This window comes from Roseobacter denitrificans OCh 114, assembly GCF_000014045.1.
GTDB classification, from domain to species: Bacteria; Pseudomonadota; Alphaproteobacteria; order Rhodobacterales; family Rhodobacteraceae; genus Roseobacter; species Roseobacter denitrificans.
On the sequence record NC_008209.1, the window covers coordinates 2,772,067 to 2,786,595 of the forward strand.

A 14,529-nucleotide genomic window follows, 5' to 3' on the forward strand; every position below is an offset into this window, starting at 1 on the left:
TCCTGATCTGCGGCAATGGATACACCACATATCCATGTTTTTCAATTTTCTCGAAATAGTTTTTCATTATAGGAATGAATTTCCCAATTACCTGTATTTATTTGGATATTTTCTTTTCATTATTTTCCATTTTCGCAATTTGGAAATTATTTTTATTTCTGATACGATATTAGGGCAAACAGCCAGGGTATCCCCATGAACACACAGAAAAGGCCGCGCGGTCGCCCGAAATCGCAGTTCAAGGAAAGCACCGCCGGTACGATGCAATCGCTGGATCGTGCCTTGGGTGTTCTGGTGGCGGTGGCCAAGTCGGAACAGGCGACGCTGACCGACCTGTCGCTTTCGCTCGGTGTGCCGACGGCCACCACGCACCGCATTCTGACGACGCTGCAAAAACACCGTTTTGTTGCCTTCAACGAAGAACACCAAAGCTGGAGCATCGGGATCGAAGCCTACCGTACCGGTGCCTCCTTCATGAACCGGACCAGCCTGACCGAAGTGAGCCGCCCGATCATGCGCTTGCTGATGGAAAAGACGGGGGAGACCGCCAACCTTGCCATCCCGGACGGAGCTGAAGTCGTCTTTGTTGAACAGATCGAAACGCTCCACCCGATCCGCGCGTTTTTCGCACGGGGCGCACGCACGTCGATGCACGCTTCTGGCATTGGCAAGGCCATTCTGTCCACGATGAGCGAAGAACACGTCAGGCGACTGCTTATCTCGTCAGGCTTGCAGGCTTTTACGGACAATACGCTCACATCCCCGGCATCGCTCTTTGCCGACCTCACCGAGACGCGGGCGCGCGGCTATTCCTATGATCGCGAAGAACGTTACCTCGGCATGTCCTGCATCGGCAGTGCGATTTTCGACGAGCGCGGTGAGGCCTGTGGGGGCGTATCCATCTCAGGGCCAAGCACGCGGTTTGACAGCCTGCGTGTTCCTGAACTGGGGGCCATCGTGGCCGAGGCTGCAGGGCAGATTTCGCAACTCATCGGCGGGCGCGGCCGGGAGCCTGCATCAAGCCTGCCTGCCTCAAACACCCCCACGGCGTGACCCACAACCGCGCGGTGTAATCACCGATTTGCGACGTGCAACCTCTTGTTTGCACACAACGAATACCTAAATTATTCTCATATAAACCTGTCATCAAAAATCAAACACAAGTCAGGGCGCAACATGGGAACCAAGCAAGCCAACCGGATTGCCGATGCTTTGGAAGAAATGGTTTTCACCGGCCAGTTCCGCGAAGGCGAGCGGTTGGACGAGATGCGTCTGGCGAAGAAATTCGGCGTATCCCGCACCCCTGTGCGCGAGGCATTGCAGCGCCTTGTCGCAACGGATCTGGCAGCACAATTACCCCGACGCGGTGTCTTTGTGCGCCAACCCAATTCGATCACGCTGATCGAAATGTTTGAAACCATGGCCGAGGTCGAAGGCGTGTGCGGGCGGCTTGCTGCGCAGCGCATGACCGCCGAGGGCCTTGCCACGCTTGAGACCCTGAATGGCCTATGTCTTGACGCCATCGAACGGGACGACGCGGACAGCTATTCACACCACAACGAGAGCTTTCACCATCTGATTTACCGTTCCGCCGGAAACTCCTTTCTGGAAGGTGAAGCACTGCGGCTTTATCGCCGTCTAAAGCCGTTCAGACGGGTACAGTTCCAGTTGCGCGGGCGTATGCAGGACTCGGTTCAGGAACACGAAGCGCTGATCGAGGCCTTCGCCAGCGGGAATGCGGAGCGCGCCTGCGACATTCTGCGCTCCCACGTCGGAAGCCAGGGCGAGCGGTTTTTTCACCAGATGGCGCAACTGCGTCGCAACCCGGACATCCGGATCGCGAGCTAGTGCGTCTGACGACATATCTGAGACATCACGAAGCATGTAACGCGTTGAAGTCTTTGATTTCGGTCAGCGTTACGCGGTTCAGGTTTATCGCATGACGCCTTAAGGCGCTACGCCTCAATCCAGCCGGACGGAGTCGCCCGTTGTCTGGGCCTGCGAAGAAAACCCCAATTCCGGCAAGACGTAGCTGGCCGTGACCGCGATCACACCCATCGTTGCAAAGGCGAGGAAAATCTCTCTCATGATGGCCTCCCCGCTTGCGCTTCCTTGGCTTTGACCTCTTCGACCCAAAGGCTGTGGTGCTCGCGCGCCCATTGCTCTTCGACTTCGCCCGATCCCATGGCGTCATAGGCACCCTCCATGCCGACCGACCCGATATAGATATGCGCAATCACAATCGCAAAGAGGATGAAGCTGACGATCGAATGCCAGAGCTGCGCATATTGCATTTCCGTATGCGGCGCGAGGTCTGTGTTCAATTCGCCCAACCCGATCAACTGGGGGATGCCAAAATCGTTCAGCTTGGCAAATGTCGCGGCAAACATGGGCAGTTCGAACGGGAACAACAAAGACAAACCAGAGGCCGAGATAGAGCCCCCCAGAACGATCACGGACCAGAAGATGAACTTCTGACCGGCGTTGAACTTCTTGGCCGGCGGGTGCCCCCCGCCGAAGATACCGCCCCCCTTGCGCAGCCAGTAGATGTCAGAGCGGTGCGGCAGGTTGTGCACGACCCAGAGGAAAAAAATCATGACGATGGCCAGCATGAACGCCCATGACACGTTGTTATGTATCCACTTGGCGCCAATCGCGATGGTCGAGAACGCCTCCGGCCCCAAGGCAGGGATCAGGAATTGGCGACCCAATAGCGATATGACCCCTGTAAGACCCAGCAGAATAAACGACCCGGCCAAGAGCCAATGGGCGAAGCGTTCAATGGATTTGAAGCGCAGGATCGTCCTGCCGGTTCTTTCCCCGTCAATGCGGATGCGCCCGCGGATCAGGTAGAACAGCACCAGCGCGCCCATCGTAACCAGGATCAGGCCGAAGCCATAGGTCGTCAGCGGCCCTTCGCGGAACTGCAACCACCACATGCCCGTATCCTGGATGAGAACCGTTGCTGCGGGGTGTTGTATCTGCGTGGTAATATCCGCGCTGTCAAAGCGCAGCGCGCGCCACAGGTCCGGGTCAGACGCGCCGCCAAGCGTGCCCAGTTGCTCTGTCGTTGGTTTTGCCGCGGCGGGGTTCCCGGTCAGGCCGCTTCGGAATTCATTCCCGACCTTGAGACCTTCCTGGCGCTTCATGATGTCTTCGAGCGTTGTCGCCCCCCCGGTCGCGGAGCGGTCGGTTTCGCCAACAGGTGCTTCCTGTGCAAAGGCAGGAAAGCACAGGGAAAAAGTAATCAACAAAGCGTAGATCTGACGCAGCATGTTTTTATCCTATCCAAGATAGCGAGGGGCGGCCCTCAGCAGAACCGCCCCCAGTTAGGTATTGCGACAAAGGGGCCTGTCAGCCGCCTTTTTGGTCGTATGCCGTGCCCCAGCCCCATGCGCCGGAGCCAAAGCCACGCGCCACGACGCGCTCGCGGTAGATGCCCGCGACAACGTCGCCATCACCGGCCAGAAGCGCCTTGGTGGCGCACATCTCGGCGCAGATCGGCAGCTTGCCTTCCGCGATCCGGTTGCGGCCATACTTCTGGAATTCGGCGGTGGAGTGGTTTTCTTCGGGACCGCCTGCGCAGAAGGTACATTTGTCCATCTTGCCACGGGATCCGAAGTTGCCCGCCTGCGGGAACTGGGGTGCGCCGAAGGGGCATGCATAAAAGCAGTACCCGCAGCCGATGCACAGGTCCTTGGAGTGCAGGACCACGCCCTCTTCGTTCTGGTAGAAACAATCCACCGGACAGACGGCCATGCAAGGCGCGTCTGAACAGTGCATGCAGGCGACGGAGATCGACCGTTCACCCGGCTTGCCGTCATTCAGGGTGACGACCTTCCGGCGGTTGATGCCCCACGGCACTTCGTGCTCGTTCTTACAGGCGGTGACACAGGCGTTGCACTCAATGCAGCGTTCAGCGTCGACGAGAAATTTTGCTCTAGCGGCCATTGTTCATGTCCTCCCTTATGCTGCCCAGATTTTGCAAAGAGTGGCTTTCGTCTCTTGCATCTGGGTTACGCTGTCATAGCCATAGGTCTGTGCGGTGTTGGTGGATTCACCCAACACGTAAGGATCGGCACCTTCGGGGTATTTGTCCCTCAGATCGACACCTTCCAGATGCCCGCCAAAGTGGAATGGCATGAATGCCACGCCGGATTCGACACGCTCAGTGATCAGGGCCTTGACCTTGACCTTGCCGCCTTCGGGCCCTTCGACCCAAACGTCAGCGCCGTCGCGAATGCCAAGGTTGTTGGCGTCGCGCGTGTTGACCTCGACGAACATGTCCTGCTGAAGCTCAGCCAGCCATGGGTTCGACCGTGTCTCATCACCGCCCCCTTCGTATTCGACCAATCGACCGGAGGTCAGCACCATTGGATACTCCTTGGAGAAATCCTGATCCTGAATGGACTTGTACATGGTCGGCAGGCGCCAGAACTTCTTATCCTCATAGGTCGGATAATCAGCCACCAGATCGCGACGGTTCGTATAAAGCGCCTCGCGGTGGATTGGCACCGGATCCGGGAAGGTCCAGACGACCGCACGGGCCTTGGCGTTCCCGAAGGGCGCACAGCCATGCTTGATCGCAACCCGCTGGATGCCGCCCGAAAGGTCGGTTTTCCAGTTGGTCTTGGGCCCTGCCACGGCATCAATTGCGGCACGTTCGTCTGCCGTCAGATCACCGTCCCAGCCGAGGTCCATCAGCATCTGCATGGTGAACTCGGGATAGCCATCCTGAATTTCCGCGCCGGGGTTGGACACCCCTTCCGCCAGCAGGTTGTCCCCGTCCCGCTCCACGCCAAAGCGCGCGCGGAAGGCAAGACCGCCTTCAGCCACCGGGATGGACATATCATAGAGGTTCGCCGTCCCCGGGTGGTTCATCTCGGGCGTGCCCCAGCAAGGCCATGGCATGCCGTAGAAATCACCATCTGCCGGCCCACCAACCGCGCGCAGCGTTGTGCGATCAAAGGTATGCTGGTTCGCCATATGCAGTTTGAGGCGTTCCGGGCTTTGACCGGTATAGCCGATGGTCCACATGCCGCTGTTGAACTCGCGGGTGATGTCCTCGATGACCGGTTCACTGCCTTCAAAACCGATGTTGCGGAAGATGCGGTCCTTGAACCCGAACTTCTCCGAGAACATCGCGATGATCTCGTGATCCGTCTTGGATTCAAACAGTGGCTCCATGATCTTCTCGCGCCACTGGATGGAGCGGTTGGAGGCTGTGACAGAGCCGCGCGTTTCAAACTGCGTGGCCGCAGGCAGCAGATAGACGCCATCCTGACGGTCCTGCAAAACCGCAGACACGGTCGGGAATGGATCGACCACGACCAGCATGTCGAGCTTCTCCATCGCCGTCTTCATCTCTTTCATACGGGTCTGGGAGTTCGGCGCATGGCCCCAAAGAACCATGGCGCGGGTGTTGTCCGGCTGATCCATGTTCTCGGGATCCTCAAGCACGCCATCAATCCAGCGTGACACAGGGATACCGGTCTGGTTCATCATCTTCTTGCCGTCGAACTCGGCATCCGAGAAACGACCCTTGAGCCAGTCCAGATCCTCATTCCAGACCCGCGCCCAATGCGCCCAGGCCCCATCGGACAAACCATAGTAGCCCGGCAGTGTATTCGCGAGAACACCGAGGTCCGTGGCACCCTGAACGTTGTCGTGGCCGCGGAAGATGTTCGTACCACCACCCGCTGTGCCCATGTTGCCAAGCGCCAACTGGAGGATGCAATACGCCCGCGTATTGTTATTGCCGTTTGTGTGCTGCGTGCCACCCATGCACCAGATCACGGTGCCGGGGCGGTTGTTCGCGAGCGTCCGCGCAACCCGCTTGAGCTGGCTGCCGGGCGCACCGGTGACGCGCTCAACCTCTTCGGGGTTCCACTTGGCGACTTCTTTCTTGATCTCATCCATGCCCCAGACGCGGGTGCGGATGAATTCCTTGTCCTCCCAACCGTTTTCAAAGATGTGGTAGAGGATACCCCAGACCAGCGCCACGTCCGATCCCGGACGGAAGCGGACATATTCATCCGCATGGGCCGCCGTGCGCGTAAAGCGGGGATCGCACACGATCAACGGCGCGTTGTTCTGCTCTTTGGCTTTCAGCATGTGCAGCAGCGACACCGGGTGCGCTTCGGCAGGGTTGCCCCCAATAAGGAACATCGCGCGCGAGTTATGCATGTCGTTGTAGCTGTTGGTCATGGCACCGTAGCCCCATGTGTTCGCCACACCCGCAACGGTGGTCGAGTGACAGATCCGCGCCTGATGGTCGACGTTATTGGTACCCCAATAGGCGGCAAACTTGCGGAACAGATAGGCCTGTTCGTTGTTGTGCTTGGCAGAGCCCAGCCAATAGACAGAATCCGGTCCGCTTTCCTCGCGGATTTTCAACATGCCATCGCCGATCTCGTTGATCGCCTGATCCCAGGAGATCTTGACCCACTCGCCATTCTCTTTCTTCATCGGATACTTCAGGCGACGCTCACCATGGGCGTGCTCGCGAACCGCGGCCCCCTTGGCGCAATGGGCACCCAGGTTGAACGGGCTGTCCCAGCCGGGCTCCTGCCCTGTCCAGACACCATTTGCGACTTCGGCGATCACCGTGCATCCGACAGAGCAGTGCGTGCATACCGATTTCTTCAGCTCAACCGCGCCCGTGACACTTGCTGCCGCAGAGGCCTGAGTGACAGATCCGCCGGTCGCGGATATGGCAGCCAGACCACCGATGGCGAGGCCGGATCCACGCAGGAACGCGCGACGATCTACTGATGTTGATTTTCCCTCGGCGAGGATGCTTGTGCGTCCCGCCCGCTGTCCGACCGAATTGGTCTTTTTCCTTAGCATTTTTTTCTCCCTTGCTGCCCCGAAAAGGTGGCTGGGTTCCTGGAATTTCCGCTACATCCCGATCTGTTTCAGGCACAGACCGGAATGCGCGACCTTAAAAGCGCGTGCTGTCCAAATAGGCGCGCGTATGTGCGGTGTCCTGAATTCTGTTCAGGTCAAGATCGGGCTCGGCGGCCTCGGCGGATGTTGCGCCGACCGCAGCCGCAGCGACTGCTGCCGGTGCTGCTGTCCCAGCCAGTTTCAGAAAATCGCGACGACTTGCCTCGCCTTCCGTTTTCTTAGCCATGTTTCACGTCCTTTCGTTTGTGTCGGGCAGCGTCCTGCCCTGTGGTGCAGGTTATCCTGCCGTCATGCGAAATGCTTCGCGTTCAATACTCATGAATTCACGCCCGACCGCGCCGACAGACGCATAGAACACCGACGACTTGGCGGCCTCCAGATCGGTAAAGAAATGCGTCGCCCAAGGGCCCAGATGGTTGTTGTAAAACGTCTTTTGCTGGTCCAGAGACACTTTGGTGCCAAAACGGCCCACGATCAGACCGCCCATAGTTTCCATCAGTGAAGCGATGCTGTCCTCGGGCTCAAAGACATTGTCCGCGCGCGTGACCTGCAGAGACGCCATGTCCTGACGCAACTTGGCCAGTGGCTTTTCATTCAGGAAACCGGTCAGGTAATAGCTGGCATAGGGCAGCAGTTCGCCGCGCCCCAGGCCGATGAACAACGCGTTGAATTCACGCTCGACACTCTTTGGTTTGCTCGCCTTGGCGACGCGCGCCAGACCTTCGATCGCTTCGCCCAGCAGGCTGTCATCACCGCTCAGACCCGCCGTCTGTTCCAGCAGCATCTCCCCTGCGGGACGCGCCAGCAGCAGGCCAAGGTAGTTGTAGAGATCCGCGCGCAGGCGGTCTTCGGGGTCGACCTCGATGGTCTGGGCTGACGCGGTCATGCGCTTGCCTCCTCAAACTGGAACCGCATGCGCCGCGGCGATGGGGCCGCCTCTTCGGCTTCAGCGGAGTGTTCGCTCCGTGCTGGCGCGGGTTCTTCCTGCTCAACTGCGGGCACGTCGGATTCCTGCACCTGTGCGATGACCGCGTCGTCTTCCACCTCGGCAACGCTTTCTTCTTCGGTGGCTTCGGCGGCTTCGGCTTGTCTTTGCATTTCCTCGATATGCTTCGTCATGCCCTTGCCCACCTGATAGGCGGTCTTGACCGGCTCGCTCAGCAGCATCGCAGCGCGGTAGTCATCGTCATACTCATTCAGGCCATCCACGCATGCCAGCACGGGATTGCTGCGCCAAAGTGTGCGCAGCGCCTGACGACGCAGGCGCTCGGGCACGTCACGCGCCATGAAGGCGGAAAAATCATCGCCCTGCTGCAATAGTGCAGGATCCGGCAGGCCCATTTCCTGCAGGACCTCGGCATCATCTTTTTCGGCGAGGGCCTCAGCGCGTGCCTGGGCTTGTGCTTCTTCTGTTGCGCGCAATTCCGCGTCTGCTTCGGCCTGAACGGCGGCGCGCCTGCGCGCCCAGAAAGTCGTTTTGCCGCTCACTCTGCCGCCTCGCGGGGGTGTGAGACAGGCGCACGATACACATCCGTTGCCTGTGAGATGCGGCGATCACCAATGCCGTCATCTTTGCGATCCACCCGCTGCTTGTTGCGCCGCCGCTTCACGAAGGGCTCTTCAACATGGTAGGCCTCGATGAAGTCCCGCACCCATGCATAGACCGCCGGTGGCATCGCCACCTTCTCGACGATCTCCTCGCCGGAATCACAGTAGTCTTGCGCCTCGTAGGGCGACACGGTGACATGCACCACATCAAGCTGGCCATCGCTGGACCCCTTCGTGGGGCGAAGAACGATATATACCGAAGGCGACTGCGTGCCGAACTCATGCGCATAGGCCTCCGTGTCGGACACGTAAAGCCACAGATCCTTGGTTGCCGCATGATACTCGGCGGCCTCGCCGTCGGAGCGCAGAAGCTTCCAATCGGCCTCTGCAGCACCGGGCAGGACCGCAATGGCTTTCCAGGACCACTTCGCCCACCGGGTGACACCGGGCGCTTTTCTCATGACAACCCCCAGCCGCATGGACTGAGCGTTCGGGTAAATCACAGACAAAAGGGTTCCTCGCACTGTTCCCTTGCCTAGACACTTTACCAAATCATGCCGCTGTTCCTAGGAAAATTTTGCATACGCGGGTACACAAAGCGTGATTTACTGAATGCGGCAATTTTTTGTTTTCATGCAACAAATTGAAAACATTAAGATTTACAAACCTTGCATTCGAGAAAGTATTTTTGACGCACCCCTGCATCATGCTGCATGCCGCATAAGATCGTCAAATGACGTGGAATTCCGGTTTGCGCGCGCTGGTAATCCTGAGTAATCATGCCCGGGTGCGCGCATCCAAAACATCAAAAATCAGCGCCATGCGGAGGAAGATATGACCAAAACGCTTGTCGTATGCGACTGCCTTGGCAGCCAGTCCATTGACGTCGACGCATTGGAGGCGGGCACCGGCTTTGCCTGCTCCAAGGTTTTTTCCGATGCATGTGGCAGTCAGATCGAACAGACGGCAAAGCTGATCGCTGCGGGCGATACCGTGGTGGCCTGCCAGCAGCAGGCACGGCTCTTTACCGAACTGGCCGAAGAGATTGAGGCAGAAACACCGGGTTTTGTCGACATCCGCGATCGCGCCGGATGGACCGCAGCGGGACAGGACCCGACCCCCAAGTTGGCGGCCCTCGTGGCAGAGGCGCTGGTGCCGGTGCCCTCCGAAAAGACAGTGGATATCATCTCCCACGGGACCTGTCTGGTGATCGGGGATACTGATGCGGCACTGAATGCGGCGCGTGATCTGAGCGACACGCTGGCCGTTACTTTGCTGACGTCGACGCCGGGTGACGCAGAACAAGAAAGCGCCTTTGAAATCGTGTCGGGGCGATTGGCCCGCGCGCAGGGCAGCCTTGGCCAGTTTGATCTGCGGATCGACGGTTTTCAGCAGATGATCGCCGGAGGCCGGGGCAGCGCCACCTGGACAGAACCGAAAGACGCCGCGCGGTCGTCTTGCGATATCATTGTGGATTTGTCAGGCGGCACGTCGCTGTTTCCCGCGCCAGCCAAGCGGGATGGCTACCTGCGCGCCGACCCCGGCAGTGCCCCTGCCGTGGCCAAGGTCGTTTTCGCCGCGGCGCAGTTGATCGGCACCTTCGAAAAGCCGCTTTACGTGCGGTTGGAAGAACCGATCTGCGCCCATTCGCGCGCCGGGCAATCCGCCTGCAGCAAATGTCTGGATGTGTGCCCGACCGGGGCCATCACATCTGCGGGGGAGCATGTGGCGATTGATCCGTTGATCTGTGCAGGCTGCGGCGCCTGTTCCGCGCTTTGTCCTTCTGGAGCGATCACATATGATGCGCCACCTGTCGGGTCGGTGTTCAGCAGGCTTCACCTGCTGGCCAGCACCTATCGCAATGCCGGGGGTCAGGCCCCGCGCCTGCTGGTGCATGATGATCCTTTCGGCACCGAGATGATATCCCTCAGCGCGCGCCATGGACGCGGGCTGCCGGGCGATGTGATCCCGCTCAGCGTCTCGGCGCTGGCCGGTTTCGGGCATGCGGAAATGCTTGCGGCCCTTGCCACGGGCTTTGCATCCGTGAGCGTCCTGCTGGCCCCCACGACCGAAGGCGACGTGATCGCCAGCGAGGCAACACTGGCGAATGCGATTGCCGGACAAGACAGCGTGCGCGTCCTTGATCTGGCAGACCCCGACGCCCTGTCAGATGCGCTTTATGACGCTGAAACGAGTGATGCGGTATCCGACCCCATCCTGCCGATGGGCAGCCGCCGTCAGGTCGCGCGGCTGGCGGCCAAGGCGCTGCAACCGGGCGCAGAGGTGCTGGAATTACCCGACGCCTCCCCCTATGGCGCGATACTGGTGGATACCGACGCCTGCACGCTGTGTCTGTCCTGTGTGTCCCTTTGCCCCTCTGGCGCTCTGGGCGACAATCCCGACAATCCGCAACTGCGCTTTCAGGAGGATGCCTGCCTGCAATGCGGGCTGTGCAGCAACATCTGTCCCGAACAGGCGATCACCCTCAAACCGCAGCTTGATCTGACGGACGCGGCTTTCACTCAAAAAGTGATGCACGAGGAAGAACCCTTTGCCTGCGTTGATTGCGGCGCCCTCTTTGGTGTTAAATCAACGGTGGAACGGATCACCGAAAAACTGGCGGGCAATCACGCGATGTTTTCCAGCCCCGAGACGATCCGGATGATCCAGATGTGCGATAACTGCCGCATTCAGGCGCAGTTTCACGCAACGGACAACCCCTTTGCCGGCAAGGAGCGCCCGCGCGTGCGCACCTCTGAGGACTATCTGAGCAAGCGCAAGGATCACTGATGCTTCAGCGGGGCCCCAAGATCAGCCGGCGCAATGCCGGACACATAGGCGAGGATTGCGTCCAGTTCATCCGGGGTCATCGTCATCGGCACCATGGGCGACGGGCGGCTTTCGTCGAAGGGTGCGGTAACACCTTCGATCTGGGTAAAGCTGGGGTGCGGTTTGAGCAGGTGAAAGGTGGCGAAACGGGTGTGCCAATCCTCGAACGAGCGCATCAGCGCAAAGGACGGGGTCGACCCCATACCCTTCATCCGGTTGCTCTCATTGACCACATGGCACCGCCCACAGAGCGCCAGCGACAAGGTTTCCCCGGCCATCGCATCCCCGTCGAGCACAACCGCCTCCACCGCCGCCACCTCTTCGGTCGGTACGCTGAAGACGTCCCCCTGCGGGCTGGCGTAGCTTTCGATGGTGCGGATTCCGACATCAGATTGCAGCCACGTGAGAAACCGCTCGGCGCGCGCATCACCCACGTGCGACAGGTGCCAGACTTGCCCCAGCCCCTCGAAAACCGCCGTGCCTTGCGCACCAAACGCCATATCCGCATCGCTCACCGCAGCATCGCGGTCAATGCGCACGCCGGTCTTGAGCGAAAAACGCGGCACAAGAAATTGCATGAAACCAGAGGTTTCCAACACCTCCGGCACTGCCAGACGCAGGGTGTCATCCTGCGCAGCGGCCCCGTTCGCCAGCATCACACTGACACAAAACGCCCCAAGAATGGCTTTCAAATGGCTGATCCTTTGGCTTTTTCCGTAGGGTCCATCTAAAAGCCCCCTCACACAAGCGTCAAGCACTACACATCCACCCAAGGAGAGATAGAATGAACGAAGACTTCAACATGTCCATGCGCAAATTCCTCAAGCAGGTTGGCGTCACATCCCAGCAGGCCATCGAAGAAGGCATGCGCAATGCCGCGGACACGGGCGGCAAGACCTTTGAAGCCAAGGTCGTTCTGACCGTGGATGGTCTGGACATCGAACATGTGGTCACTGGCCAGATCACCGGTTCCGCAGACTGATGAGCCTGACACGTGATGCGGTTCTGGCCGCTTTGAAAACAGTGTCGGACCCCATATCCGACAGCGACATCGTGGCCGCGGGTCTGGTCAAGGCCCTGACCGTTGATGAAAAGGGCGCCGTGCGCTTTGTGATGGAGGTGTCTCCGTCGCAAGTGAAAACCTATGAAGCTGTCAAGGACGCCGCCGAAAAGGCGGTTCAGGATCTGGGCGCAACCGCCGTTCAGGTGCTGATGACCGCGCACAGCGCGCCCGCGGCACCGCCGGACCTCAAGCCGCAGCGCTCTGCCGGACCGGCCGGACCGCAGAAAGTCCCCGGGATCGACCGCATCATCGCCGTCGCTTCGGGCAAGGGCGGCGTGGGCAAATCCACGCTTTCGGCCAATATCGCCTGCGCGCTGGCGGCAGAGGGGCGCCGCGTCGGCCTGTTGGATGCCGATGTTTATGGGCCCTCCCAACCGCGCATGCTGGGTGTGTCGGGCAGACCGGCCTCACCTGATGGCAAGATCATCCTGCCCATGCGCAACTATGGCGTCACGATGATGTCCATCGGCCTGATGCAGAACGAAGATCAGGCGGTCGTCTGGCGCGGTCCGATGTTGATGGGCGCGCTCCAGCAGATGATGAACCAGGTGCAGTGGGGTGCGCTTGATGTGCTGATCGTGGACCTGCCGCCGGGCACCGGTGATGTACAGATGACCCTGACGCAGAAGTTTCAGGTGGATGGCGCGATCGTCGTCTCGACCCCGCAGGATGTGGCCTTGCTGGATGCGCGCAAGGGGATTGATATGTTCAACCAGTTGGGCACGCCGATCCTCGGCATGATCGAAAACATGTCGACCCACATCTGTTCGAACTGCGGTCACGAAGAACATGTGTTCGGCCACGGCGGCGTCGCAAAGGAGGCCGAAAAGATCGAGGTGCCGCTCCTGGCGGAAATCCCGCTGCATCTCGACATTCGCCTCGCGGCAGATGGCGGTGCGCCGATTGTTGTGTCCAAACCCGACAGCCCGCAGGCCGCCGCCTTTCGGGGTGTTGCCCGGCAGCTCATCGCAGATGGAAAAGCATGACGGCTTTGTCGTTTCCGCCCCTGTTTCAAGGGCAGGACACGCGCGGTGAGGATCCGCTGCGGTTTGCCTGTGCGCGTGCCGCTTCCGGGTGCGATGCGGGGCTGGTGTGCCATGATTTACGCGCCGATGTCCTGCGCGCATCCCTCGTGTTCGCCCCCGAGGTGCCGTTGCAAAAGGCCGCGATCATGCTGCCGATCTGCGGTATCGGATTTCAGAATGCGCTTGGCGCCCTGGCCCCGCCCGAGATCGCGGTGCATCTGGACTGGGCGGGCGGCATCAGGATCAACGGCGGCACGGCGGGAGGGCTCAAAATGGTCGCCTCACCGCCCAGCCCTGACCAGATACCGGACTGGATGGTGGTCGGCCTTGAACTGGCGCTGTGGCCCGCCAGTGCCGAGACGGGCAATACGCCCGATGTCACCGCGCTGATCTCTGAAGGCTGCGGCGATGTAGAAGCCCCTGCCCTGCTCGAAGCATGGGTGCGCCACACCCTGGTCTGGATCAGCCGCTGGAGCGAGGATGGCCCGCGCCCTGTCCACACCGAATGGTCCGGGCTGGTGCACGGTCTTGGGGAAGCCACCCAGATGCACGGTCTTACGGGCGTGTTCAAAGGCGTCGACGAAGACTTCGGGATGATCTTGCAAAGCGACGATGACACCAGGATTATCCCCATCACCGATATCCTGACGGAGGTTCCATGAAACTTGCCCGCGCCATCCATTTCGACGAAAGCGACACCCGCGTCTTCCACAGCCCGGCCCGAACCGGTGAATGGTGCCTGTCGGGTGGTTTCGAGTTTTCCAACTGGTCTGATGGCGATCTGGTCGGCAAGGCCAAACAGGCCTTCACCAATGGCTGGATGGGGTTGGAAACCTTCGGCCGCACGACCTTTGTGGCGGTCGCGCAGCTCGAACCCTTTGAACGCGAAGCGCTGGCCAAATCACTGGCGCAGCATTTCGTCAGCATTTACGGTGCGCCCTCGGTCGAGGCCGCAATGGGCACCGCCCTTGATGAAATCGACCAGATGATCGACCTTTGTGAAGATCACCCGCCCAATACACTGCTGACCATCACGCGCGAATTGACCCCCGCGGGGGTCAAGGAAAGCTATGGGATGATCGAGCCGCAGGATGCGGGCATCGACCAGTTTGCCGTGCACGGCTCACTGGACGACGAGCCGCACCAGCACTGAGG

Annotated in this window: 16 protein-coding genes; 7 read left to right on the forward strand and 9 right to left on the reverse strand. The window is 59.8% G+C overall.

Annotation, left to right across the window (positions count from 1 at the left end; translation table 11 throughout):
• Positions 1-195 precede the first annotated feature (195 nt).
• Complete coding sequence (locus tag RD1_RS13320; protein WP_011569033.1) at positions 196-1,053, forward strand: IclR family transcriptional regulator; 858 nt, start codon at positions 196-198, stop codon at positions 1,051-1,053.
• Between the two features lie 123 nt (positions 1,054-1,176).
• Complete coding sequence (locus RD1_RS13325) at positions 1,177-1,848, forward strand: GntR family transcriptional regulator (protein WP_011569034.1); 672 nt, start codon at positions 1,177-1,179, stop codon at positions 1,846-1,848.
• A 114-nt stretch (positions 1,849-1,962) separates the two neighbouring features.
• Here the strand turns inward: RD1_RS13325 and RD1_RS21395 are convergent, their stop codons facing one another.
• The 8 genes from RD1_RS21395 to RD1_RS13360 form a co-directional block, all read right to left on the reverse strand.
• Positions 1,963-2,088, reverse strand: a complete 126-nt coding sequence (locus RD1_RS21395) for a hypothetical protein (RefSeq protein WP_281259781.1) — start codon at positions 2,086-2,088, stop codon at positions 1,963-1,965.
• Positions 2,085-3,275, reverse strand: a complete 1,191-nt coding sequence (locus tag RD1_RS13330; RefSeq protein WP_011569035.1) for a formate dehydrogenase subunit gamma — start codon at positions 3,273-3,275, stop codon at positions 2,085-2,087. The genes RD1_RS21395 and RD1_RS13330 overlap by 4 nt, the downstream gene beginning before the upstream one ends.
• 79 nt (positions 3,276-3,354) lie before the next feature.
• A complete protein-coding gene (gene fdh3B / locus RD1_RS13335) occupies positions 3,355-3,951 on the reverse strand; it encodes a formate dehydrogenase FDH3 subunit beta (protein ID WP_011569036.1) in 597 nt (198 codons plus the stop codon).
• 15 nt (positions 3,952-3,966) lie between these two features.
• A complete protein-coding gene (locus RD1_RS13340; RefSeq protein ID WP_011569037.1) occupies positions 3,967-6,849 on the reverse strand; it encodes a formate dehydrogenase subunit alpha in 2,883 nt (960 codons plus the stop codon).
• 94 nt (positions 6,850-6,943) lie between these two features.
• A complete protein-coding gene (locus RD1_RS13345; protein WP_011569038.1) occupies positions 6,944-7,135 on the reverse strand; it encodes a hypothetical protein in 192 nt (63 codons plus the stop codon).
• A gap of 51 nt (positions 7,136-7,186) precedes the next feature.
• Positions 7,187-7,795: a TorD/DmsD family molecular chaperone gene (locus tag RD1_RS13350; RefSeq protein ID WP_011569039.1), complete on the reverse strand. Its 609-nt coding sequence runs from the start codon at positions 7,793-7,795 to the stop codon at positions 7,187-7,189.
• Entirely contained in the window at positions 7,792-8,397 is a 606-nt protein-coding gene (locus tag RD1_RS13355) for a DUF3306 domain-containing protein (RefSeq protein WP_011569040.1), read from the reverse strand. Before RD1_RS13355 ends, RD1_RS13350 begins: the two co-directional genes overlap by 4 nt.
• On the reverse strand, positions 8,394-8,918 hold the full coding sequence (locus tag RD1_RS13360; RefSeq protein WP_081432941.1) for a DUF3305 domain-containing protein: 525 nt from the start codon (positions 8,916-8,918) through the stop codon (positions 8,394-8,396). The genes RD1_RS13355 and RD1_RS13360 overlap by 4 nt, the downstream gene beginning before the upstream one ends.
• Positions 8,919-9,291: 373 nt before the next feature.
• Here RD1_RS13360 and RD1_RS13365 point away from each other — a divergent pair, with 373 nt between their 5' ends.
• Positions 9,292-11,247 carry a 4Fe-4S binding protein gene (locus RD1_RS13365; RefSeq protein WP_011569042.1) on the forward strand — a complete coding sequence of 652 codons (1,956 nt, stop codon included), beginning with the start codon at positions 9,292-9,294 and terminating at the stop codon, positions 11,245-11,247.
• Here the strand turns inward: RD1_RS13365 and RD1_RS13370 are convergent.
• Positions 11,241-11,978: a hypothetical protein gene (locus tag RD1_RS13370; protein ID WP_044033143.1), complete on the reverse strand. Its 738-nt coding sequence runs from the start codon at positions 11,976-11,978 to the stop codon at positions 11,241-11,243. The genes RD1_RS13365 and RD1_RS13370 overlap by 7 nt on opposite strands.
• Before the next feature lie 92 nt (positions 11,979-12,070).
• On the opposite strand from RD1_RS13370, the gene RD1_RS13375 reads away from it, so the two are divergent.
• The 4 genes from RD1_RS13375 to RD1_RS13390 are packed head-to-tail and all read left to right on the forward strand — an operon-like array spanning position 12,071 to position 14,527.
• The gene (locus tag RD1_RS13375; protein WP_011569045.1) at positions 12,071-12,268 is read left to right on the forward strand and encodes a DUF6494 family protein; all 198 of its coding nucleotides are present in this window, start codon (positions 12,071-12,073) and stop codon (positions 12,266-12,268) included.
• Positions 12,268-13,335, forward strand: coding sequence for an Mrp/NBP35 family ATP-binding protein (locus RD1_RS13380; protein ID WP_011569046.1), 1,068 nt, complete (start codon positions 12,268-12,270; stop codon positions 13,333-13,335). Before RD1_RS13375 ends, RD1_RS13380 begins: the two co-directional genes overlap by 1 nt.
• A complete protein-coding gene (locus tag RD1_RS13385; protein WP_011569047.1) occupies positions 13,332-14,036 on the forward strand; it encodes a DUF4444 domain-containing protein in 705 nt (234 codons plus the stop codon). Before RD1_RS13380 ends, RD1_RS13385 begins: the two co-directional genes overlap by 4 nt.
• Positions 14,033-14,527, forward strand: a complete 495-nt coding sequence (locus tag RD1_RS13390) for a DUF6505 family protein (protein ID WP_011569048.1) — start codon at positions 14,033-14,035, stop codon at positions 14,525-14,527. Before RD1_RS13385 ends, RD1_RS13390 begins: the two co-directional genes overlap by 4 nt.
• Positions 14,528-14,529: the final 2 nt, after the last annotated feature.

Excerpts from the sequence above, each read along its gene's own strand:
- RD1_RS13340 (WP_011569037.1), bottom strand. The coding sequence starts at position 6,849 with ATGCTAAGGAAAAAGACCAATTCGGTCGGACAGCGGGCGGGACGCACA.
- RD1_RS13320 (WP_011569033.1), top strand. The coding sequence starts at position 196 with ATGAACACACAGAAAAGGCCGCGCGGTCGCCCGAAATCGCAGTTCAAG.
- RD1_RS13365 (WP_011569042.1), top strand. The coding sequence starts at position 9,292 with ATGACCAAAACGCTTGTCGTATGCGACTGCCTTGGCAGCCAGTCCATT.
- RD1_RS13330 (WP_011569035.1), bottom strand. The coding sequence starts at position 3,275 with ATGCTGCGTCAGATCTACGCTTTGTTGATTACTTTTTCCCTGTGCTTT.
- RD1_RS13345 (WP_011569038.1), bottom strand. The coding sequence starts at position 7,135 with ATGGCTAAGAAAACGGAAGGCGAGGCAAGTCGTCGCGATTTTCTGAAA.
- RD1_RS13360 (WP_081432941.1), bottom strand. The coding sequence starts at position 8,918 with ATGAGAAAAGCGCCCGGTGTCACCCGGTGGGCGAAGTGGTCCTGGAAA.
- RD1_RS13375 (WP_011569045.1), top strand. The coding sequence starts at position 12,071 with ATGAACGAAGACTTCAACATGTCCATGCGCAAATTCCTCAAGCAGGTT.
- RD1_RS13380 (WP_011569046.1), top strand. The coding sequence starts at position 12,268 with ATGAGCCTGACACGTGATGCGGTTCTGGCCGCTTTGAAAACAGTGTCG.
- RD1_RS21395 (WP_281259781.1), bottom strand. The coding sequence starts at position 2,088 with ATGAGAGAGATTTTCCTCGCCTTTGCAACGATGGGTGTGATCGCGGTC.
- RD1_RS13350 (WP_011569039.1), bottom strand. The coding sequence starts at position 7,795 with ATGACCGCGTCAGCCCAGACCATCGAGGTCGACCCCGAAGACCGCCTG.
- RD1_RS13385 (WP_011569047.1), top strand. The coding sequence starts at position 13,332 with ATGACGGCTTTGTCGTTTCCGCCCCTGTTTCAAGGGCAGGACACGCGC.
- RD1_RS13325 (WP_011569034.1), top strand. The coding sequence starts at position 1,177 with ATGGGAACCAAGCAAGCCAACCGGATTGCCGATGCTTTGGAAGAAATG.
- fdh3B (WP_011569036.1), bottom strand. The coding sequence starts at position 3,951 with ATGGCCGCTAGAGCAAAATTTCTCGTCGACGCTGAACGCTGCATTGAG.
- RD1_RS13390 (WP_011569048.1), top strand. The coding sequence starts at position 14,033 with ATGAAACTTGCCCGCGCCATCCATTTCGACGAAAGCGACACCCGCGTC.